The sequence below is a fragment of the Parabacteroides gordonii MS-1 = DSM 23371 genome, from assembly GCF_000969825.1.
In the GTDB taxonomy this organism is placed as follows: Bacteria; Bacteroidota; Bacteroidia; order Bacteroidales; family Tannerellaceae; genus Parabacteroides; species Parabacteroides gordonii.
This window is the reverse complement of the sequence record NZ_KQ033920.1, coordinates 693006-715959: the sequence shown is the minus strand read 5'-3', so window position 1 is coordinate 715959 and position 22954 is coordinate 693006. Positions and strand designations below refer to the sequence as shown.

Sequence of the window (22954 nt, the reverse complement as noted above, 5' to 3'; positions counted from 1 at the left end):
CTTAACGACGTCTGTCGCAAAGCTTAACGACGAAGGTAATTAAGATTATAAGTCATTACTTAAGGCATAGTTTATAATAGGTTTGACGGTAATGAGTAGTAAGGTAATACGTAGTCTATATAAATGAAAAATCCCCGTAAAGAGCTTGTTACTTCTCTTTACGGGGATCTTTTTGGGGATTAACTGTCTGTTAGTAAGCGAACATATTCGTATTAACAGGTATCTCTTTGCCATCGGCAGTCATTACCTTCAACTGAAGCATACCGCCGTTATTATCGAAGTATTTCACCTGGATCGGATGCAAACCTTTCGCCAAAGCCTTCTGCCCTGTCACTTCACGTACCGAGTGAGGGCCGTCGTTATCGACCACCTGCTCGCCGTCGATAGTCAGCGTGCTACCGTCGTCAGAGATCAGGTTGAAGGTGTAAATAGCATCTTCCGGCGCATTGAAATAGCCGGATATTACCAGGCCGATATTACCTTTTGCTTCAGCCGGGATCGTTACTTCAGATATTTCGTACGTGCCGTTAACCGGAGCTTTCTCTATATCTGCGCATTTATTGCCTTTGAACTCATGCCATACAGCCTGCAAACCTTTCTTTGAAGGAGTTGCTTCGGCTGCCGGAGCATATTCGCTTTTGATATAACGGGTCTTTACAATGTCGCCTTTCTTACCGTTCGGACGGAAAGTACGGAAAGTGAAGTCGGTTGTTTCCGTCACCTTGATCGGCTCCGTATAGCGGGGAGACTCCAGTGTCGGGATGCTGCCGTCTGTCGTATAATGAATTTCCACACTCGGATCAAGGCATGTTATCGTTACGTTGCCTTCACCGATAAACGCATTTGTATTATTGAAACCTTCCAGATCCGGCATACGGTAATTCACACCCATAATGTTCAGGCGGGGGAATTGCTTAACCAACCTTTCTGTGAAACCATCCCAACTCTTAACCGAAGGATCGCTCCAAGCCTGTTCAGACAGGGCCATCATACGGGGCATGATCATATACTGTGCACGCTCGAAAGAAGGGATATACTCGCACCAGAGATTTGCCTGTATACCCAGGATCAATGCTTTCTGTGCATCATTCAGCGATTCAAGCATCGGATTGAAGTTATATACGCCCGGCAGGGAGTTTTTATCCTGCTGATAATCAAAATAGAAATTGGTATTCGGACTCATAATCGCATGGTTGCCTTGTGCCGTTGCATCCGGAACCGATTGCGGATGCCAGCTGCGCCACCACATGATTGTAGCCGTCGGAGATAATCCGCCTTCCAGGATCTCATCCCAGCCGATCATCTCTTTTCCGTTCTCGTTAAAGAATTTCTCCATGTCGTGAACGAACCAGGCCTGCAACTCCTCTTCGGTCTTCAAGCCATTGTCTTTCATTCGTTTCTGACAGTCAGGGCATTTCTTCCAGTTTGTCTTTTCCACTTCATCAGCACCCAGATGGATATACTTATAAGGGAAAAGAGGGATTATTTCACTGTAAACGTTTTTACAGAACTCCAGTGCAGAATCCTTACCCGGACAAACGGGAGAAGAGAACGTCGTTCCCCAGCCTGTCTGATTAAAACAGGAAACACCGGCATAGTTGCTTACCGCAGCCAGCATGTGACCCGGCATATCTATTTCCGGGATGACATCTATACCGCGTACACCGGCATATTCTACAATTTCCTTAATATCGTTCTGCGTATAGAAACCTCCGTACAAAGTATCGCCTTGTGTAATGCGCAGTTTCTCTGCCGGTATTTCATAGTCAGGATTATCCTGTACTTTTGCCAATCTCATGCACTCGCGGTCATGATTGTTGAAGGTACGCCAGGCTCCTTTTTCGGTCAGCAATGGATATTTCTTTATCTCGACACGCCAACCCTGATCATCCGTCAGGTGCCAGTGGAACTTGTTCAACTTATAGAGTGCCATCATATCGAGCAACTCCTTCACTTCTTCTTTGGTATAGAAATGACGGGAAACATCCAGCATCAATCCTCTCCACCCGAAACGCGGAGCATCGGTGATCTGAACGGCCGGAACACTCCAGGTAATATCGCTTACCACTTCCGGTGACTCGATCTCTGCCGGAAGAAGCTGGCGAAGCGACTCGATACCGGAAATAACTCCCCCATACGTATTTCCTTTGATCTGTACTTTGCCGGAAGAAACATCCAACGTATAAGCCCCTTCATTTTGTCCTGCGATATCACTTACCGCCAGGGATATGTCACCATCTCCTTCGCGTACATTATATATATAGCCGGTTGAACGGGAAAGCAGGCCGGAAAGATAGTTGGCTGCCGGTAATAATTGTTTGTCGGCCACGCCAATGGTCATACCGTCTTTCAAGGTAAACTCGCCGTTGGCATTCTTAATCTCTTTGGGAATGGGAATAATGGATACATCATGTGCCACAGGCGTCGTGGGCGAGCATGCACTCAGCAATAATGCTCCGGTCAGGGAACAAGCCGCAATAAGTTGTCTGTACATTTTAATTGTGTTTATTTGTTTGGTAATAAATTAGAAGCAAAAATACAAAAAAAGAGCTGTTCTTGTTGGGTAGAACAGCTCTTTTTAAATAATAATCTACTGATTAAATCTTATTCATAACTTCAGTCAATTGATCCGGAGTCACATTTGCGGCGATGATCACTCCTTTGTCGTCAATCAGAAAGTTCTTCAAACCTTTTTGCAGGTTAAACTTTCCATACAACTCTGACTTTTTTCCCAGTTCTTCACGAAATTGCTTGGTGCCGCTAAGCTTGTCTGCCTTTACCGTCTCGGTAAAGATTGATTCTTTCTCGTCGAGAGAAACAGAATACATCGCAATTTTATCCGAACTTAGTTTATTAACTTCATTCCATAATTGAACGTTACGGGCCCGCGATTCAGCATCGTAAGCTGCCCAGAAATTCAGCAACGTGTAACGTCCGGAATGATTTTGGAAATTAATATTACTTTCATTTCCTAAAGACTCTATTCTCGGAGCCAGATCACCAGGATTAGTACCCACGGTAGGTCTTGCTTCTTTTGTTGCGGATGACATTGTTGCCAATGCAACCGTTACAATGAGAACATAAGCTCTTACCTTCATAATGTAATTTTTACGTTAAACTTAATCGGAACATAACCTCCTACGGATAATTACCGGTCTGCGGCGGCTCTTCTCTGTCATCCTTTATGTCCGACTCCTGATTTTCAGGAAGTAAACAAGCGCTTTTCCTTCGCTAAGGAGCCACTTTCTTGTTTTTAACGTTGGCAAAGATACGGGTAAAGAGTCTTTCCTTCCAAACGCAATAACATAATTCGAGTGAAATACAAGGTTTTTTATATGTTTTATTGCACGGAATTCCTGCAAAATAGGTGTTTTATAGCATATCGTTAACGATTATTTGCAGTTTAGCCAGGGGGAAAACAGGTGCTATTTTAACATGAAGAAGGGAGGGAAAAGTGATTTCCGGGTAAAACGAGTTATTTGATAGTGGTTCAAGATCATATATTTTCAACAAATAAAGTCCGATTATTCACCGGACTTTATCTTTTCTATTATTACAGTTTATCATAAGGAGAAGGCATCGGCACCCCTTCTTTGATATATTCATCATATACGACAGTCGGGTGATCCTGGGGAGAAGTGACGTTGTATTCTGCTTTGAAGTTGCCACGACGGAAGTTCTTCAGCTTCAGGTTTTCCGTGCTATAAGTACGTAAAGTTTCCTTTTTATTCCCGGTCAGGGAACTTTCAACAACTACCGAGTCAAGAATATTCATCTTCGGCGTCAGTGTAGGAAGTAATGTCTGCTCCAACAATCCACGGTAGGCACCGATATACTCACACCAATTGGTATTGCCTTGTTCAAAAACACGATATGTGTAATTTGACCATGCGGTGCGGATATGAATCTCGTGTTCCCAAATCTCAACACATGCTTCAGAATCATAGTTAGGATCTTTAATCGTAACTCTCTCTAAAGCAGGTGTCTTTTCTACTACTTTTGTTTGCCATTTGTCTGAATGCCGTATTTCGGCAATAATCTCAGGCAGCTTTTCCTTAATTTCAAACTGAATTTTCATCTCGATTTGCCTGCCAGTCAGGACTTATTAAGGTTGCCAGGTTCTAAATTAAATATAACGCGTCTATAAAAATAACAATTCCATTTGAATTTTTGTTTATCCAAATGTAGAAATTTGCACATAACTTGTTTACCTTTGCCTTATAAAACAAAAAACATGGGACTAAAAGACGAAATTATACTGATAAATATAAACGGAGCCGACCGCCCTGGGGTCACCGCCGCCCTAACCGAAATCCTGGCAAAGAATAATGCTGTTATCCTCGATATCGGTCAGGCCGATATCCATAATAACCTGTCGTTGGGTATTCTTTTCCAGAGTTGCGGAGGAAATTCGGGTGATATTTTGAAAGAGTTACTCTTCAAAAGCTATGAATTGGATGTAAATATCCGTTTTAATCCTATCACAGAGGAAGAATATACCAAATGGGTGAATATGCAGGGAAAGAACCGGTATATTATCACTATCCTGGGACGCATGCTGACGGCAAAGCAAATAGCAGGCGTAACCCGTATCGTTGCCGACCAGGGGATGAACATAGACGACATCAAACGTCTGACAGGACGTATCCCGCTGGATGAAAACTCACGTACGCCGAAGGCTAGTGTGGAATTTTCGGTTCGTGGTACACCGCGTGATAAGGAGCTGATGAAGGCCGAATTTATGAAACTCTCGTCCGAACAGGTGATGGATATTTCGTTTCAGGAAGAAAGTATGTATCGCCGTATGCGCCGTCTCATCTGTTTCGATATGGATTCGACCCTGATTGAAACGGAAGTGATCGACGAACTGGCCATCCGTGCCGGTGTTGGCGACCAGGTAAAAGCGATTACCGAATCGGCCATGCGCGGAGAGATTGATTTCAGCGAAAGTTTCCGCCAGCGTTGTGCCCTGTTAAAAGGTTTGGATGTATCTGTCATGCAGGATATTGCAGAGAATTTACCGATCACGGAGGGTGTAGACCGTTTGATGCGCATCCTTAAAAAGGTGGGATTCAAGATTGCGATCCTTTCCGGAGGATTTACCTACTTCGGCAACTACCTGAAGCAGAAATACAATATAGATTATGTATATGCCAATGAGCTGGAAGTGGTAGACGGCAAGTTAACCGGACGCCATATCGGAGATATCGTCGACGGCAAGCGAAAAGCAGAATTGCTTCGCCTGATCGCCCAGGTCGAGAACGTGGATATCCGTCAGACTGTGGCCGTTGGCGACGGAGCTAACGACTTGCCTATGATCAGTATAGCGGGCTTGGGAATTGCTTTCCATGCCAAGCCCAAGGTGAAAGCAACCGCCAAACAGTCGATTTCGACGATTGGCCTGGACGGAATATTATATTTTCTGGGATACAAAGATTCATATTTGGAAGAACAAATGTAATTAAATAAAAGCGTTTATGATAAGACACATTGTAATGTTTAAACTGACTGAGTTTGCAACTCCGGCCGACAAACAGGCTAAAATGCAGGAAATAAAAACAGGTTTGGAAGCTTTGATCGACAAGATCGACGTATTGCGTATGATCCGTGTCGACTTTAACGTAAATCCGGAAGAAGCCTGGGACGTTATTCTTACAACGGAACTCGACTCACTGGAAGATGTGAAGACATATGCCACTCACCCCGAACATGTGGCCATCTCGAAAGGCATTATCGGCCCGGTAAAAGCTGACAGAGCTTGCGTGGATTACGAATATTAATTAAAGATTATTCCTTTATGAAGGAGTTTGATATTGAACAGCGGGTACAAGCCGCTGTTCAGAATTTCGAGTCGGGGTACAACTGTGCACAGTCTGTATTCCTTGCTTATTCGGATGTATTCGAACTGGATCTGAATATGGCAAAACAGATGTCTGTCTCTTTCGGTGGTGGTGTTGGCCGTATGCGGGAAATATGTGGTACAGTAAGTGCTATGGCTATGCTAGCCGGATTCAAATATCCTGTATTGGATCAGAATGATCAGGAAGCGCGGACAAAGAATTATGCGATGGTGCAGAAAATGTCTGAGATGTTCAAGGAAAAGCACGGTACGATCATTTGCCGCAGTCTTTTACCTGCTGCTGAAGCCAGCCAGACAGCTCCCGCTCCTTCCGAAAGAACATCGGAATATTATGCAAAACGTCCTTGCAGCAAATATGTGGAAGAAGCTGCCCGCATAGCAGGCCGGATGCTGAAAAACGAATTGGATTGATGGCTCAGGCCATCAATCTTATTTGAGAAACATATCCCAGCGTTCTTATTTCACTGAACAAATTCATGTAGGAGGATTGTGCCTTAACATTCACTTTATAAGTAATGACTGCCTTATTCAGCTCAAACAGAGACTCGAACGAAACACTTACAATATAAATATTCTTCTCTTCCAATATTTTACGGACAGCCTTCAGATCCGGGGTTGCAGTAGTACAAGTAATAGTCAGTATCTTATTTACTCCATTCAGGAACATTCTTTTCTCCAGTTTTTCAAGACTGACCAGTATCACTAATGTAAGACCCGTACCGATCAAGGCCGGAACATACATCCCCGCTCCTACGGCTAACCCGATAACGGCAACGACCCAGATACAAGCAGCCGTAGTCAATCCATGAATACTGCCGTGACTTTGCATGATCGCTCCTGCTCCCAGAAAACCTATTCCGGTAAGTACCTGGGCAGCAATACGCCCCGGGTCTCCATTCAGAAAATTCGGATAGCATTGCGGTATCCAGATAGAAATAAGCATCGCTGCCGCCGACCCCATACAGATCAGGGTAAACGTACGCATTCCGGCTTCACGACGGCGGAACTGGCGCTCTATACCGATAATAGCGCCTAACAGGAAACTGACAAAGAGTTTTACAGCCGCAGTAGTCGGCGTAATGGTTGTATTTTGAAGTATCTCGTTAATGTGATCCAACATATATTTTCTGTTTTAGTTATTGGCAAATATAACTAATTATTTGAATATCTCCATATACTTGCCGAAGCTATATCATGCATTGAAAAGGCTTCGGTTATTCAAATTTTTGGGGTAAATTTGCCGGACTAAAAAGTAATGTATGAAACAAGTTTTAAAAGAAAACGGAGGCCTTCCTCCTTTAATCCTATGGACATTATCTATTGTAGCCGGTATATCGGTAGCCAATCTTTACTATAATCAGCCACTTCTCAATATGATACGTCAGGAGCTCGACGTATCTGAATTTACAACCAACCTGATCGCTATGGTTACGCAGATTGGTTATGCATTGGGATTATTATTCGTTGTGCCATTGGCTGATATGTATAAACGTAAGAAGATTATCATTACGAATTTCTCCATTTTGACCATATCATTGCTAAGTATTGCCCTGGCACCCAATATTCATGTTATTCTTATTGCTTCTTTGTTTACCGGGATCTGCTCCATGATACCGCAGATATTTATACCTATAGCTGCCATATACTCGAAACCGGAGAATAAGGGGCGAAATGTAGGACTGGTCGTGTCGGGGTTACTTTCCGGAATATTGGTATCACGCGTAATAAGCGGACTGATCGGTGATTTGTTCGGTTGGCGGGAAATGTATTATATCGCTGCCGGATTAATGGTCGTATGCGGCATTGTTGTGATAACGGTATTACCGGATATACAGCCAACTTTTAAAGGCAAGTACTCGGAGTTGATGAAATCCTTGTTGTCATTGCTGAAAGAATTTCCTGCACTGAGGGTTTACGCAATCCGCTCCGGATTAGCCTTCGGATCTTTTCTGGCTATGTGGTCGTGTCTGGCATTCAAGATGGGACAGGCTCCTTTTTTTGCCGGTAGCGATGTTGTCGGGATGCTGGGACTTTGTGGTATGGCCGGGGCATTATCGGCATCTCTTGTCGGGAAATACGTTAAGAAGGTGGGAGTCAGACGTTTCAACTTCTGGGGATGCGGATTGATATTGCTTGCCTGGTTATTGCTTTATGCTGGAGGAAACTATTATATCTCTATTGTTGCCGGTATTGTCATTATCGATATAGGTATGCAATGTATCCAGTTAAGTAACCAGTCGAGTATTTTTGAATTATGTCCGGCTGCTTCCAACCGTGTCAATACGATCTTTATGACTACTTATTTTGTCGGTGGCTCGCTGGGTACTTTCCTTTCCGGAACAGCCTGGCAACTATTCGGTTGGGCGGGAACAGCCTGCGTCGGAGTACTTCTTTGTTGTGCCTCTTTATGCGTAACTTTACTGTCGAAGGAAAAGGGATAACGATCCGGATTTTCATAAGTGATAAAACAAAAACGGAGAGGCTTAATCTGATAAGCCTCTCCGTTTTCATTTAGATAGTATGCTGAATTACTTCACTTTCGAGATTTCAATAACCCGGCTTGCCAGTTGTCTGCCGGAGAATACCGGTATACCGACCTTCATCAACAATTCGCCGGAGAACGTTTTTCCGTCACATTTCAGTATTGACTTCGTGCCCGGAACAAGATTGATCTCCTTTATTTCATATTGAGCATCCGGATTTAATCCCTGTAAACGAACAGGTTGCAACATTTCACCATAACGAGGATGGATATCGAATGCAAAGAGAACGGCTTTATCTGTCGTTTCATTGACATACATAACCGCCGAGTGATTTCCTTCATAAGGAGAAACCAGACGATACAGGTCTCCATCCAGGATCGCACCACTTAAGCGGTTGAAATTCTGTACAGCTCCTTTGCAATATTCCTGTTCTGCCGGAGTCATTTCATGTGTACGGATATCAAATCCCAACTTACCCATCATAGCAACATCTGTACGGAACTTAATGCCGGCATTCTTATTCCAGCTTGTAACATGTGCAGCCATTGTCTTTGAAGGGAAGAAGTGAGAGTAGCCCCACTGGATAAAGATACGTTCGATCGGATCGGTATTATCGCTCGGCCAGAACTCTGTAAAGTATTTCAAAGCTTCATAATCAGTACGTCCGCCACCACCGGAACAAAGCATCATCGGCAGGTTGGGATATTTTGCTTTAACACGTTCAAGTACATTATATAATCCTCTTACATGATCGATATAAAGATGAGACTGCTTGTCTTTCAGGTACGGAGAATAAATATTGGTGATCGGGCTGTTGCAATCCCATTTAAAATAAGCGATACCCGGATATTTGGTCATCAGGTTGTCTACAATACCAAATACATAATCCTGCACTTCGGGGTTGCTAAGATCCAATACCAGCTGATGTCTGAAATAATACTCATCCCTGTTTGGCAGATGAATGACCCAATCCTTATGCTTTTCATACAATTCGCTCTTTGGATTTACCATCTCCGGTTCAATCCATAGACCGAATTTAATCCCTTTATCAGTAGCTTCCTTTACCAGTTTACCGATACCGTTCGGCAGTTTTTCAACGGTTTCATCCCAGTCTCCTAATCCCTGGTGGTCACTGCTACGGGGATATTTATTGGCGAACCAACCATCGTCCAACAGGAACATATCGACTCCCAGTGTTTTAGCTTCATCCATAATGTCGACCAGTTTATCCTCGTTGAAATCGAAATAGGTAGCTTCCCAGTTATTCAGCAAGGTCAGACGTGATTTTTCGCCGTCTTTTACCTGATATTTACGTGCCCATCTATGAAAATCACGACTGGCTTTACCTTTTCCTTCGGCACTGAAGGTAAATATAAACTCCGGAGTGCGGAACAGTTCCTTAGGCTTTAGTGAATATTCTGAAGCATAGTTGTTTATACCAGAAAGGATACGTAATTTATTTTCGTTATCCACCTCAAATGTGAAACGGAAATTTCCCGTCCAACCGATGGTTCCGAAAAGAACTTCCCCTTCATTTTCTCTGGAATTTTCATTCAGGGACAGCAAAAAGAAGGGGGAATTGAACATATTTGCGCGGCTTCCCAACTTTGTATCCAATACTTTTTTACCAAATGAAAGCTGCTGTTCCGTCATATTTACTTCGTGTGCCCAATCTCCGGCAAATTCAGTCAAAAAATACTTTTCACTGTTTAAATGAAGTAGCGAAGAAGCATAGTTATAAAGCGTAACCGGCTTCTTCTCCTGATGTGAGATCTCCGTAAAAGACTTGATTATGTTCTCTTTTGCATAAGAGACAAAATGAAGATCGACTGTTACAGGATAAATATCATCCTTCAATTTAATAACTGTTTCTGTTACATCCGGCTGAAGTTGTTTAGTCTCATAAGAGACATATTTAAGAAGTAATGAAGGGTTGCCGTCATTATGCAAAACACGGATAGCCGGTTCGAAATAATCTTCCATACCGTGTGTAATATAGGCTTCACCACCCAGGGGAAGCTGATCGATATCACTACTGAACCGAAGTTTCTGACCTAGATACGATTGGTACAAACGTCCATTATCGCCAACCTTATATATAAGGCTGATATTCTCGGTCGAGATTGGAATTACAATTTTATCACTGGCTTTCAGCGATATAGATATGACCAATAGGCATATCAAAGAGAATAGTCTGTTTTTCATGTTCCTTTTTTACTTGATTGTGGTCTATATATACTAAATATAAAACGAAGAAAAGTGCCTGTTTTGGTTTGAACAGACACTTTTTCTATTGAAATATCATGCTTTTAAAGCTCCGATAAGTTCTTTTGCAGACTTAAATCCGTGTCTGTCGAGATATTCATTCATGCCATCGATCACTTTCACGGATACGGTCGGATCGACAAAATTGTATGTACCTATCTGTATTGCCGTAGCTCCCGCCAACATAAATTCGACGGCATCTTTCCAGTTTGAAATACCGCCTAAACCAATGATTGGTATTTTTACTGCTTTATATGTTTGCCACACCATACGCAGGGCAACCGGCTTTACACAGGGCCCGGAAAGACCACCTGTTATTGTAGATAATATAGGTTTACGTTTCTCTGCATCGATAGCCATTCCAAGCATAGTATTGATCAGTGAAACAGAGTCGGCTCCTTCGCCTTCGACCGCTTTGGCTATCTCTGTAATGTCAGTCACATTAGGAGAAAGTTTTACAATAAGGGTCTTCGGATAAACCTTGCGGACAGCCTTCACAACTTCAGCCGCACCGCAGGTTGTTACGCCAAAAGCCATACCGCCTTGCTTCACATTCGGGCATGAAATGTTAAGTTCGATAGCTGGTATTTTATCCAGTTCGGCTATCTTTTCTGCACATTCCACGTAGGTTTCCACAGACGATCCACTCACATTTACGATCATGTGGGTGTCGATATCCTTGATTTCCGGATAGATATTATCTACAAAATATTGTGCCCCTTTGTTCTGTAAACCTACGGCATTCAACATTCCGGAAGGGGTTTCCGCCATACGCGGATACAAGTTTCCTTCACGTGGTTGGATAGTCGTACCTTTTACAAAAATACCACCCAGTCTGGAGATATCCATAAAGTCAGAATATTCAACTCCGTATCCAAAAGTTCCGGAAGCAGTCATCACCGGGTTTTTTAACTGCAATTCTCCTATGTTTACATTTAACTCAGCCATGTCAATTTTTCTATATTAAATACGGGACCTTCAGTACAAACACATACATGACCTTTCTGAGTCTTTTCTACACAACATAGGCAAGCACCTATACCACAAGCCATTGTGTTTTCTAAAGAGACTTCGCATGTGATCGTTTCCGCAGCAGCATATTTGGCTACAGCAACCATCATCGGTTTAGGTCCACAGGTGTAAATTCTGTCAAAATGAACGTTTTTCAATATGGAATGGTTTGTTACATAACCTTTTTCACCCAAAGAGCCATCTTCGGTAGTTATGTGAACAGTTCCTATTTTATTAAACTCATCCAGTTGTAACACATCGTCTTTCGAACGCGCTCCCAATAGGAAAACCGGCTCAAAACCGGCATTCTTCAATGTAGCTCCCAGGCATAACATAGGAGCCGTGCCCACACCACCACCAATTAACAGAAGCTTTTGGTTTTTATCTTCTTTTGCCGGTATTGTAAAGCTGTTACCTAGTGGCAACATAATATTTACAATATCTCCGGGGCGGTATTCTGCCATACGACGAGTTCCATCACCAACCAACTGGATAAGCAACCATAATTCATTGGTTGTTTTATCTACAAAATTAATTGAAATAGGTCGGCGAAGAAATGTTGTAGGAGAGTTATCCACAAGAACCTGAACGAACTGACCGGGAAGCATTTCCGGCAAAGTGTCGTTACAGGTCAACTTTAGCAGGCAATAATTTTTATGAAGGCGGTTGTTTTCAGTAACCTTCATATCTAACATGTACTTCTTCATATAATATGATTACTCAATTTCTATACAAAGATACATGAATAAGACGTAATCCCCAATGTTCGCTTAGTCTTTCTTGTTTTTTTCGGGAGTAAAAGTCTCAAATGTATTATCCGAATAAAATATCATTATCTTGCTTACATTTCTGGATGTCTTTTCAGGATATACAATCTGTTCAATTACAGGAGGTTTGGGGGTGTTTACAGGTGTCTCAACCCTGATTTCCTTGCGATATTCGGGAGTTTCCTGCCCATCGGACAGATTTATCGCCGTATTTGTAAACAAATCAGGCTCAGTTAACACATGTTGACGTATCATATTACCTTTACCGAATAGAAGCCAGTCGGAATCTACATAAGTAAACCGTTCCAGTATCTTAACCAGCACATCCAGACTCGGATTATTTCTTCCAGATATAATATGTGACATAGCTGAACGTTGGATGCCGATTGCTTCAGCAAATTTAGAAGGAGTCAATCCTTCATGTTCCATTACTGTTAGAATGCGATCTTTCATGACTAAAAAACGATTTTTTATCGAAAATTACTGCCAATATGTCTGTTTACACTAGTATAATATAGAATTATATACCGATACAAATATAAATCATTATTTTCAATTGCGCAATTTATAATTATAACAATAAACCAATACATATGTAATCACACTGTTACACATCTAACAACCACTTCTGTAAACCTATTTAACTGCAGTAAAATAGAGCTAAACTTAAACTTATGATTTAAACAAATAAAACACTGTAATATAATGCATTATGGATTTATTTTTATCTGAATTTACACGAAAATTCACATTAATATGCGATTATATTAGAATAAATTAATGTAAACAATCGGTATTTCGTTATAAAAGCCTGGCTTTTGACCTTTTATCATATATATTGACTATAACAGTATTTAAACCTATTTTTATTGATTTATATTAGTAATGTAACTTGATACAAATGTATAAACCAAGTATACGAAACATAAGTAACCACTCTACCCCTGTATTGTTACACAAATGTATCTTAATACATTTGTAACCACCTATTATTTTGTTATAATTGTGATCACGCATCTAGTTCATCTAAATCACTTCTGTCAAAATGTCCTATTCCATTCTCATTCTTTTATTCAAAAGCATATACTTTTGTATCATATCCCCTAAAACTTGATTTTTAGATGATATTTGTATACATCTGTACAGAAAGAAAGAAATATTAAATTCTCAGAGGGGTAATTTACATACTCAATAATTGAAAAACAAAAAGCAGAAGGTAGTTTTCCTTGTTCAGGTTTTGGTTCGTTCCAGAAAAATAGCCTTGAAAAAGTCACAGAATAGCAATACTTGGGCAGGTTCTTAAAATCAGATGCACATATAACGAAAATTGCCTGCGCACATAATCAGAATTTAGTACGCAGGCAATTTTATCGTATTCGTGAATTTGTATTAATGAAGAATTTTGTAAAGTAATTCTTTTAGAAGATCCGCATCAGAGACAGAAGTGTTTTCTACTCCTTTCGATCTGGCATCAGTTGTCCGGATATCACTGATCAGATTAAAAACTTTCATTGCCGGATAATTTCTAAGTCCGGTCATATAATCTTTCACCTGAAAAGTACCCCGTAAACCTAGTGCTGTCATTATACCTGTCTCCGATCTGTCTTTGGTGTAGTAGCAAATCAGCAGGTTTGAGAAATAGTTAAAAATTACAGGAAGGGTCATCTGTATCGGATTGCTTTTAGGATTTTTCTCGAAGTATTGAGCTATCCGGTTTGCTTTTAGTACATCTTTCACTGCAAGTGCTTTTATCAACTCGAAGTTATTGTATTCTTTGCTTATTCCGATATTCTGTTCTATCAACTCCGGAGTGATGCGTTTTGCGGCCTTTTCCGGCAAGATCAGCGCCAGCTTGTCCAATTCCTTATTGAGACGGCTTAAATCGTTTCCAAGGAAGTCTGAGAGCATCTGAGCGGCCTTGGGATCGATCCCAATAGAACGCTGTTGCATAAACGAGACGATAAACGCCGGCATTTTATAATCCGGAATCTTTTTCGATTCAAACAAAATGCCTGTCTTGTCTGTAGCTGAAGCCAATGTTTTCCGCCTGTCCAAAGTTTTGTATTTGTAATTAATAACCAGAACTGTCGATTTAAGCGGACTTTTTACGTAATTGGTCAGCAACTCTATATCACGAACCAACTGAGCTTCGCGAACAACCACCAACTGATATTCCGACATCATCGGGAATCGGCGGGCGGCATTTATGATCATGGCTGCATCTGTGTCTGCACCATACATGATCATCTGGTTAAAATCTTTCTCGGATTCAGACAACACATTCTCCAGGAGCAAATCTGTTATCCGATCCATGAAAAAAGGTTCTTCACCCATTAGGATATAGACAGGTTGAAACTTCTTAGCTACTATATCCCGGCATATTTCTTCAAACGTATTTTCTTTTTTTGCCATAAATAGAACTTTAATATTACCAACTGAAGCGAATATGACGAACCGTTTTCTTATCATCGATGATCTGACGGAGAGCCTCTATTCCAAGTTTTACATGTTCAGGAGCAAAGTTCTGGGTAACTATCCGGTCGCTGGCTTCAGTCTTCACCCCATCTTCTTCCATCGGTTTATCAGAAATCATCAATAAGGCTCCGGTAGGAATCTTATTGGCGAATCCGGCAGTTAGCAAAGTGGCCGTCTCCATATCGATTCCGGTAGCATGCGTACGTTTCAGGTAATCTTTAAACGCTGTATCATATTCCCAGACACGACGATTGGTTGTATAGATCGTTCCAGTCCAGTAATCTTTACCCTTATCGCGAACCGCAGAAGATATAGCACGCAACATTGAAAAAGCAGGAAGAGACGGGACTTCGGGTGGCAAATATTCGTTGGAAGTTCCTTCTCCCCGAATGGCAGCGATCGGCAAAACATAATCTCCCAGATTATTGGCCGCTTTCAAGCCACCGCATTTTCCAAGGAACAGGACGGCTGTCGGGCTGACTGCCGACAACAGATCCATAACAGTCGCTGCATTCGCACTTCCCATACCGAAGTTAATGATCGTAATCCCTTTGGCCGATGCGTTAGGCATCGAGCTTTTCAATCCCAGGATAGGAACATCAAAATGTTCGGCAAACAGCTCGACATATTTGGTAAAGTTAGTGAGTAAGATATACTTATCAAAATCTTCCAGTTTACGCTCCGTATAACGGGGTAACCAATTTTCAACGATTTCTTGTTTTGTTTTCATAAATCATTACCTTTGAGGGTAGAATTATAGTGCATATATAAACGACAAATATAGTAAATGCTATCATTAAACCTGCCATCATTCGCCGCGAAAGTAAAGGAAAAAGACGGGAAGCCCGTCATATTCGATCCGGTACGCCGCAAATATGTAGCCTTGACTCCCGAGGAATGGGTACGTCAACATTTTGTGAATTATCTGGTGACGGACAAAGGATATCCAAAAGAGCTCCTGGCCAATGAAGTTCCTGTGAAACTGAACGGAACAGCCAAGCGCTGTGACACGGTTGCATACAACCGCTTTTTAGCCCCTTTAATGATCGTGGAGTATAAAGCCCCTACCATAGAGATAACGAGCGCCGTATTCGACCAGATAGTGCGTTATAACATGGTCTTGCACGTACGTTACCTGACAGTCAGCAACGGCATCAGTCATTTCTGTTGCAAGATCGATTACGAAAATCTAACTTATTCTTTTCTGGAGGGAATTCCCGAATATGGTATTCTGGAGGGATAAAAATTGAAAGGAAAAGGCAATAACATTATTCTTATTTGCCTGAAATATAGAACAGACAATAAGCACTTAAGTTTTTCCACAAAGCCTCTCCCCTTATCCTTCAGCGTGTTTCTGCCGGATAAGGGTTCATCAGCCCAATCGATACCTGGAATTTCTTATCAAGTATCTGTAACGTGTTGTATGAGGAATAATGATTCCCTTATACGCCGTCAGTCCGTCCTGTCTCCCCGCAAAAACAGTATCAGATGCAACCGGAGTAATATGGATCACATTATTAATTTGAGGTAATTTATTTAGTTCACCTGAGAATACAGGCAAACACAGAAAAACCAACACTCCAAAGAGCATGGTTATCCAAAGACCAGAAGTATATATAGTGATAAATGAATGCAGCATTTCCGTATGTTAACAATTATACGGAACAAACATAGCAATATTTATTTAATAAACAAACTTTTATCGAATAAATATTGCTATTAAGAGTAGTTTTCTTAAACAAATATTATAACGCGTACGCAGTTCTGTCGCGATATATTTCGATAGAATCAATTCTCTGCGTATCAGTTTTTTGAATATACACAGAATTGTCAACACCGTGGATGGGCTGCTGAATCTCCTCTTTCTCGTTAAAAAGAAGAGAATAACCTAATATTACTGCGAAAAAAGATAGAATCAACGACTTCATAATCTTGCTCAATTTTTATGTCTATATTAGCTAAGATGTAATAACAACGGGAAATGCTGCACGATATTACATGAAAAAGTATATTTTCTCTATTTTTTCTTTAGAAAAGGAGTTGATTTTCATCTTTTGAAAAAGCGTAAAGATTTGTACCAATGAATTTTATATTAATTTTCAATGAAGGAAACACTAAAAACAAAAAAAGGGAAGAAATAAATAATTTCTTCCCTTTTTATCTATTAAGGCTTGTGAATAACCTCTATTTATGCACCGAAGTCATCGAAATGTAACATTTCGCGAGGCACACCCAGATTGTCAAGCATATTTTCTACAGCTTTCGACATCGGGCCAGGACCACACATGTAGTATTCGATATCTTCAGGAGCTTCATGATCTTTCAGATAAGTATCATAAATTACCTGATGAACGAATCCTGCAGTGTACTTCACACCTGCTGCATCAGCTGCAGGATCAGGACGGTCAAGTGCCAGACGGAACTCGAAGTTCGGGAATTCTTTTTCAATTGCCAGGAAGTCTTCCAGATAGAATACTTCATTCAATGCACGTGCACCATAGAAATAAGTCATCTTGCGATCTGTAGTCTTCAATGTCTTAGTCATGTGCATGATCTGAGCACGCAACGGAGCCATACCGGCACCACCGCCGACCCACATCATTTCTCTCTTAGAGTCGAAGATCGGATGGAAATCACCGTAAGGGCCACTCATAATTACCTTATCACCCGGTTTTAGGGTAAAAATATAAGAAGAAGCGATACCCGGCATGATATCCTGGAAGCCAGGACCCTGATCTTTCGGTTTGAAAGGAGGAGTTGCGATACGTACAGTCAACATGATACGGTCGCCTTCTGCAGGATAGTTAGCCATAGAGTAAGCACGGATAGTCGGTTCTGTGTTCTGACATTTCAAACCGAACAAACCGAAGTTCTTCCATGCAGGAAGATAGCCGTCACCGATCAGATCTTTATCAATATCTTTATCATAATCCATCGAATATGCAGGGATCTTGATTTGTGCATAAGAACCCGGGACGAAGTCCATGTGTTCACCCTTAGGCAATGCCACGATAAACTCTTTGATGAAAGTTGCCACGTTCTTGTTGCTGATCACTTCGCATTCCCATTCTTTTACACCGAATACTTCATCAGGAACTTTGATCTTGATATCTTCTTTTATCTTAGTCTGACATCCCAGTCTCCAATGATCCTTGATCTGTTTACGAGAAAAGAAACCAACTTCCGTAGGAAGAATATTTCCACCACCTTCAGGCACCTGACAACGGCACTGACCACAGCTACCGCTACCACCACAAGCAGATGAAAGGAAAATACCTTCGCTCTGAAGTGTATTCAATACGGTTCCACCGATGGGAACATCGTATTCCTTCTCTCCGTTAACAACCATCCTCACATTGCCCGATGGTATTAATTTTGCTTTCGCAAATAAAAGCGCACCTACAAGGATCAGTGTAATCACCAGGAATACAACTGCTCCCACCGCAATGGTAAGTCCGCCCGACATTAATATAATCATCTTTATTTTTGTTTAATGCGTTAATACTTAGATCTTAAGTCCGGAGAAGCACATAAATGCCATACCCATCAGACCGGTAATGATAAAGGTGATACCCAGACCTTTCAAAGGTTTTGGAATATCCGAATAAGCTAATTTTTCGCGGATAGCAGCCATACCAACGATAGCCAGCATCCAACCGATACCAGAACCCAAACCGTATACAGTAGCAACCCCTACATTAGAGAATGCTTTCTGCTGCATAAACAGAGATCCACCCAGGATAGCACAGTTTACAGCGATAAGCGGCAAAAAGATACCCAGAGAAGCATACAGGGCCGGAGCGAACTTTTCTACGACCATTTCAACCAATTGCGTAAATGAAGCAATGATGGCGATGAAGATGATCAGTGAAAGGAAACTCAGGTTCACACCTGCATATTCAGCGCCCAACCAGCTCATGGCGCCTTCTTTCAAAATATAATTTTCGAGCATATAGTTGATCGGCAACGTACATACCAGGATGAACGTTACAGCCATACCCAATCCTAAAGCAGTCTTTACGTTCTTGGAAACAGCCAGGAAAGAACACATACCCAGATAGTATGCGAAAATCATGTTGTCTACGAAGATCGAGCGGACAAACGTGCTTAAATATTCTTCCATTCTATTATTCGTTTAATAGTTTGCATTAATTTTCTTGAAGTTCTTTGTTCTTAGAACGGTGAACCCATATAATCACGGCAATTACGATCAAAGCCATCGGAGGCAGGATCATCAAACCGTTGTTTACATAGCCGAAGTCGTAGAATGCCTGCGGAATCACCTGGAATCCAAGTAACGTACCTGAACCCAGCAATTCGCGGAAGAAACCTACGATCACCAGAATCAAACCATATCCCAGACCATTACCGATACCGTCCAGGAAAGACTCCCACGGGCCGTTACCCAGGGCGAATGCTTCCAGACGTCCCATCAGGATACAGTTGGTAATGATCAGACCAACGAACACGGAAAGCTGCTTATTTACGTCATAGGCAAAAGCTTTCAATACTTCACTTACGATAGTTACCAGCGCAGCAACAACCACCAACTGTACGATAATACGGATACGGTTAGGAATTGTATTACGCAGCAACGAAATAATCACGTTGGCAAAAGCCACAACAGCCGTCACGGAAAGTCCCATAACTATAGACGGCTCAAGCTTCGATGTTACAGCCAGCGCAGAGCAGATACCCAGCATCTGTACGATCACAGGGTTGTTAGTGCTCAACGGGCCTAACAATACTTCTTTATTCTTACTTGATAATAATCCCATCTTCTTACTGATTTTGTGAGGTTAAAAACTTAACATAACCACTCAGGCTATTGAACAACATGTGATCGACACCCTGACTTGTGATCGTACCACCGGAAATACCGTCCACATAATCCTGACCGGCAACACTCTTACCCGGTTTTACGATAGCCACAGATTTAAATTCACCGTTGACAAACAGTTTCTTTCCTTTAAATTCATTACTGAACTGAGGTTTCGCTATTTCAGCACCCAATCCCGGAGTTTCTCCCTGGTGGCTGAAGTCAGTACCATAAATTGTATTTCTATTGTCATCAACAGAAAGGTAGCCCCACAGAGGTCCCCACAAACCAGCACCTGAAAGAGCCATGATATATTTGGTCTTACCATCTACACTGGCTACGAATACAGGATGTTGTTCGGGTGTTGCACTAAATGCGTCACCTTCTACTTTTTCTCCATTTTCATTAACAAGGAAAGACTCCTTGATCAATTCATTGTATTTAGCTTCAGCTTCATTAGCCGGAACCGATACGTTGATTGAACGCAGGATCTGTTGTCTTTTATCGTTATCTTCATTCTTTTTCTGGAAACTTCTCAACGACTGCGAAGTGAAAGCTAACACAACAGCAACCAGAAGAACCATTACAGAAGCATATACTACGGTATATACATTACTATCTCTATTCATAATTCTACTTCTTATTATAATGTTACTTCACTGCTCTCTTTAAACGACGTGTGATGTTGCTTTCTACCACATAGTAGTCAATCAGCGGAGCAAATACATTCATCAACAGGATAGCGAGCATCATACCTTCGGGATAACCCGGGTTCAGCGCACGGATAATGATAGCCATAGCTCCCACTAAGAATCCATAAATATATTTACCAGTTTCAGTACGTGCAGATGTTACAGGGTCGGTAGCCATAAATACGGCACCAAAAGCAAAACCACCCAGGAACAAGTGATCGACTGGAGATACACACATAGCAACGGTAGTTCCTATCATATTGAAGATAGCAGCCATTAAAGCACCACCTACAAATACAGACAGCATTGTTTTCCAGCTTGCGATCTGAGTATACAGCAAAATCACGGCACCGATCAGGATAGCTAATACGGATGTTTCACCGATTGAACCCGGAATCAATCCCAGGAACATATCCCATGTAGACAACGGGTTACCCAATACGTCTACTGTCTGGAATGAACCGATCATGTCTTTACCGGCAATAGAAACCTGTCCCAGAGGAGTTGCTCCTGAGAAACCATCTACTACAGTACCGGCACCCAGTCCGAATGTATCGGCTGTGCGAACGAATACCTGGTCGCCGGACATGGCAGCCGGATATGCGAAGAACAAGAATGCACGTGTTACCAATGCAACGTTAAATACGTTGTAGCCTGTACCACCAAATACTTCCTTGGCAAAAACAACTGCAAAAGCAGTAGCCACAGCGATCATCCACAGTGGAGTATCGATAGGAACAATCATCGGGATTAATATACCGGAAACCAGGAAACCTTCCTGAATTTCTTCTTTCTTCACCTGGGCAACAGCAAACTCGATACCCAGACCTACTACATACGAAACAATAATTTTAGGCAGTACGGCCAGGAAACCGAAGATGAAGGTCATCAAAAATCCCGGATCAGCACCAACAGCCAGATTGTGTTGGTAACCGACGTTGTACATACCAAAAAGCAAAGCAGGCAACAAAGCGATGATAACCACAGTCATGGTACGCTTTGAATCGATAGAGTCGTGAATATGCACGCCTGATTTCGAGGTAGTGCTCGGAACAAATAAAAATGTTTCGATACCTTCGAATACAGAACCGAACATCGCCAGCTTTCCGCCTTCCTCAAAGTTAGGCTTAATCTTGTCGAGGTAATTCCTTAACGCTTTCAATGTATTCTAATTTTTTATGTTATTAATTCATTTCCTTGTATAACAGATCCAGACCCTGACGAACGATCTTCTGCAGTTCGATCTTGGAAGTGTCAACAAATTCACAAAGTGCAAAATCTTCGGGAGCTACTTCATAGATACCCAGATTTTCCATTTTATCGATATCGAAAGCGATGATAGCTTTCAGCAGGTATTCGGGGATAATGTCCATCGGGAATACTTTATCGTATTCGTTAGACATGATCATCGCACGTTTACCTCCCTTGATGCGGGCATCGATCACATATTCTTTGCTTTTCGGAGCCAACCAGGTGAAATAAGAATGGCTAACGCTGTACTTACCGAATCCAAGAGTTGCCCAACCGAAGAAATCATAAGTTTTGTCTCCTTCAGGGATCACTGTGATCTGGTTGTCGTAAGCTCCCAGATAGTCGTCTTTACGAACTTTTGTACCGGTCAGCACGTTTCCGCTGATAATACGCAGGTCTTCTTTACCTTCCAGGATCTTTCCAGCCACCAGGCTGTCGATCGTACAACCGGAAATAGTTTTGATGTATCCTCTTTCTGTTGTTTCAGAACCAGTGATGGCAACCATCCGGCTAAAATCAGCAACACCCTTGTTAAACAGGCGACCGATAACGATCACGTCGGCAGGATTAACCACCCAAACCACTTCGCCTTTATTAACAGGCTTAATGTGATTGATCTGCACCCCTACATTTCCTGCAGGATGCGGTCCTTCAACTTCTACTGTTTCAACACTCTTCACATTCACGGAAGAACCTTTACGGATGCCTACATAAACTTTACCACTGGTAAGTTTTGCCAACGCATCCAGCCCAGTCTGGAAATCAGCTTCCTGTCCCTTCAGGATGAAGTCGAAATCGGGAGCCAGCGGAGCAGAATAGAAGGCCGACACGAAAATATCGCGTGGCTGATCTGTCGGCGTTGCTACGATATCGTACGGACGCTGTTTGATAAAAGGCCACATACCGCTATTGAGCAGGGCTTCTTTTACCTCTTCACCCTTCAGTGAAGACACATTTTTCTTGCCGAAATCTTCATACTCGATCTGCGTGTCCGGCTTAACAACAATGCTAAGGACTTTACGCTTCTCTCCTCGGTTTACGGCAGTTACTTCACCACTTACGGGTGAAACAAACTTGATTTCCGGGCGGTTCTTATCGATCATCAATACAGAACCGGCTTTGACTTTTTCTCCTACTTTGGCAACAACTTTGGGGATAATACCGTTATAATAATCGGGAACGATAGCATAGCTATCACTTTTCCGACCGTTTAGCAGTACATCCGAAGCTTTACCCTTCAGATTAATGTCTAAACCCTTTTTAATCTTAATCACATTTGCCATGATACAACTAAAATTGTTTATATGTAATTTTCCCGCAAAAGTACATAA

The 22954-nt window shown here is 41.9% G+C and carries 21 protein-coding genes; 5 read left to right on the top strand and 16 right to left on the bottom strand.

Going from position 1 to position 22954, the window contains the following annotated elements; translation table 11 throughout:
- Window positions 1-190: 190 nt before the first annotated feature.
- The 3 genes from HMPREF1536_RS19965 to HMPREF1536_RS19955 all read right to left on the bottom strand — a co-directional run bounded on the left by HMPREF1536_RS19965 (window position 191) and on the right by HMPREF1536_RS19955 (window position 4078).
- Window positions 191-2494, bottom strand: coding sequence for a family 20 glycosylhydrolase (locus tag HMPREF1536_RS19965; protein ID WP_028729384.1), 2304 nt, complete (start codon window positions 2492-2494; stop codon window positions 191-193).
- Window positions 2495-2597: 103 nt separating this feature from the next.
- Window positions 2598-3098, bottom strand: a complete 501-nt coding sequence (locus HMPREF1536_RS19960) for a thioredoxin domain-containing protein (protein WP_028729385.1) — start codon at window positions 3096-3098, stop codon at window positions 2598-2600.
- A gap of 455 nt (window positions 3099-3553) precedes the next feature.
- Window positions 3554-4078, bottom strand: coding sequence for a hypothetical protein (locus tag HMPREF1536_RS19955; protein ID WP_028729386.1), 525 nt, complete (start codon window positions 4076-4078; stop codon window positions 3554-3556).
- 156 nt (window positions 4079-4234) lie between these two features.
- Between HMPREF1536_RS19955 and serB the strand changes: the two genes are divergently transcribed.
- The 3 genes from serB to HMPREF1536_RS19940 are packed head-to-tail and all read left to right on the top strand — an operon-like array spanning window position 4235 to window position 6271.
- Window positions 4235-5461 (top strand): phosphoserine phosphatase SerB, encoded by a 1227-nt coding sequence (gene serB / locus HMPREF1536_RS19950; RefSeq protein WP_028729387.1) that lies wholly within the window; start codon window positions 4235-4237, stop codon window positions 5459-5461.
- A 16-nt stretch (window positions 5462-5477) separates the two neighbouring features.
- Window positions 5478-5780: a Dabb family protein gene (locus tag HMPREF1536_RS19945; RefSeq protein WP_028729388.1), complete on the top strand. Its 303-nt coding sequence runs from the start codon at window positions 5478-5480 to the stop codon at window positions 5778-5780.
- Window positions 5781-5797: 17 nt separating this feature from the next.
- The gene (locus HMPREF1536_RS19940) at window positions 5798-6271 is read left to right on the top strand and encodes a C-GCAxxG-C-C family protein (protein WP_028729389.1); all 474 of its coding nucleotides are present in this window, start codon (window positions 5798-5800) and stop codon (window positions 6269-6271) included.
- Window positions 6272-6275: 4 nt separating this feature from the next.
- On the opposite strand, the gene HMPREF1536_RS19935 is transcribed toward HMPREF1536_RS19940, so the two are convergent.
- Window positions 6276-6980: an MgtC/SapB family protein gene (locus HMPREF1536_RS19935; protein ID WP_028729390.1), complete on the bottom strand. Its 705-nt coding sequence runs from the start codon at window positions 6978-6980 to the stop codon at window positions 6276-6278.
- Window positions 6981-7119: 139 nt separating this feature from the next.
- On the opposite strand from HMPREF1536_RS19935, the gene HMPREF1536_RS19930 reads away from it, so the two are divergent.
- Window positions 7120-8301, top strand: a complete 1182-nt coding sequence (locus tag HMPREF1536_RS19930) for an MFS transporter (protein ID WP_028729391.1) — start codon at window positions 7120-7122, stop codon at window positions 8299-8301.
- 87 nt (window positions 8302-8388) lie between these two features.
- Here HMPREF1536_RS19930 and HMPREF1536_RS19925 read toward each other — a convergent pair whose 3' ends face one another.
- The 6 genes from HMPREF1536_RS19925 to HMPREF1536_RS19900 all read right to left on the bottom strand — a co-directional run bounded on the left by HMPREF1536_RS19925 (window position 8389) and on the right by HMPREF1536_RS19900 (window position 15591).
- Window positions 8389-10548: an alpha-galactosidase gene (locus HMPREF1536_RS19925; RefSeq protein WP_028729392.1), complete on the bottom strand. Its 2160-nt coding sequence runs from the start codon at window positions 10546-10548 to the stop codon at window positions 8389-8391.
- Window positions 10549-10644: 96 nt separating this feature from the next.
- A complete protein-coding gene (locus HMPREF1536_RS19920) occupies window positions 10645-11556 on the bottom strand; it encodes a dihydroorotate dehydrogenase (RefSeq protein WP_028729393.1) in 912 nt (303 codons plus the stop codon).
- On the bottom strand, window positions 11544-12326 hold the full coding sequence (locus HMPREF1536_RS19915; protein WP_028729394.1) for a dihydroorotate dehydrogenase electron transfer subunit: 783 nt from the start codon (window positions 12324-12326) through the stop codon (window positions 11544-11546). The genes HMPREF1536_RS19920 and HMPREF1536_RS19915 overlap by 13 nt, the downstream gene beginning before the upstream one ends.
- 63 nt (window positions 12327-12389) lie before the next feature.
- A complete protein-coding gene (locus tag HMPREF1536_RS19910; protein WP_028729395.1) occupies window positions 12390-12839 on the bottom strand; it encodes a helix-turn-helix domain-containing protein in 450 nt (149 codons plus the stop codon).
- Between the two features lie 936 nt (window positions 12840-13775).
- Complete coding sequence (gene holA / locus HMPREF1536_RS19905; protein WP_028729396.1) at window positions 13776-14798, bottom strand: DNA polymerase III subunit delta; 1023 nt, start codon at window positions 14796-14798, stop codon at window positions 13776-13778.
- Between the two features lie 16 nt (window positions 14799-14814).
- Entirely contained in the window at window positions 14815-15591 is a 777-nt protein-coding gene (locus tag HMPREF1536_RS19900; RefSeq protein WP_028729397.1) for an AMP nucleosidase, read from the bottom strand.
- A 57-nt stretch (window positions 15592-15648) separates the two neighbouring features.
- On the opposite strand from HMPREF1536_RS19900, the gene HMPREF1536_RS19895 reads away from it, so the two are divergent.
- Window positions 15649-16104 carry a type I restriction enzyme HsdR N-terminal domain-containing protein gene (locus HMPREF1536_RS19895; RefSeq protein WP_028729398.1) on the top strand — a complete coding sequence of 152 codons (456 nt, stop codon included), beginning with the start codon at window positions 15649-15651 and terminating at the stop codon, window positions 16102-16104.
- 945 nt (window positions 16105-17049) lie between these two features.
- Here the strand turns inward: HMPREF1536_RS19895 and nqrF are convergent.
- Genes nqrF through HMPREF1536_RS19860 form a run of 6 tightly spaced genes read right to left on the bottom strand, consistent with a single transcriptional unit; the run spans window position 17050 to window position 22906 of the window.
- Window positions 17050-18339: an NADH:ubiquinone reductase (Na(+)-transporting) subunit F gene (gene nqrF / locus HMPREF1536_RS19885; protein ID WP_081693398.1), complete on the bottom strand. Its 1290-nt coding sequence runs from the start codon at window positions 18337-18339 to the stop codon at window positions 17050-17052.
- 27 nt (window positions 18340-18366) lie between these two features.
- Window positions 18367-18984 (bottom strand): NADH:ubiquinone reductase (Na(+)-transporting) subunit E, encoded by a 618-nt coding sequence (gene nqrE / locus HMPREF1536_RS19880; RefSeq protein ID WP_028729401.1) that lies wholly within the window; start codon window positions 18982-18984, stop codon window positions 18367-18369.
- Between the two features lie 25 nt (window positions 18985-19009).
- Window positions 19010-19639, bottom strand: coding sequence for an NADH:ubiquinone reductase (Na(+)-transporting) subunit D (locus HMPREF1536_RS19875; protein WP_028729402.1), 630 nt, complete (start codon window positions 19637-19639; stop codon window positions 19010-19012).
- 4 nt (window positions 19640-19643) lie between these two features.
- Window positions 19644-20309, bottom strand: coding sequence for an NADH:ubiquinone reductase (Na(+)-transporting) subunit C (gene nqrC, locus HMPREF1536_RS19870; RefSeq protein ID WP_028729403.1), 666 nt, complete (start codon window positions 20307-20309; stop codon window positions 19644-19646).
- A 22-nt stretch (window positions 20310-20331) separates the two neighbouring features.
- Window positions 20332-21534: an NADH:ubiquinone reductase (Na(+)-transporting) subunit B gene (locus HMPREF1536_RS19865; protein ID WP_028729404.1), complete on the bottom strand. Its 1203-nt coding sequence runs from the start codon at window positions 21532-21534 to the stop codon at window positions 20332-20334.
- Between the two features lie 22 nt (window positions 21535-21556).
- Window positions 21557-22906, bottom strand: a complete 1350-nt coding sequence (locus tag HMPREF1536_RS19860; RefSeq protein WP_028729405.1) for a Na(+)-translocating NADH-quinone reductase subunit A — start codon at window positions 22904-22906, stop codon at window positions 21557-21559.
- Window positions 22907-22954: the final 48 nt, after the last annotated feature.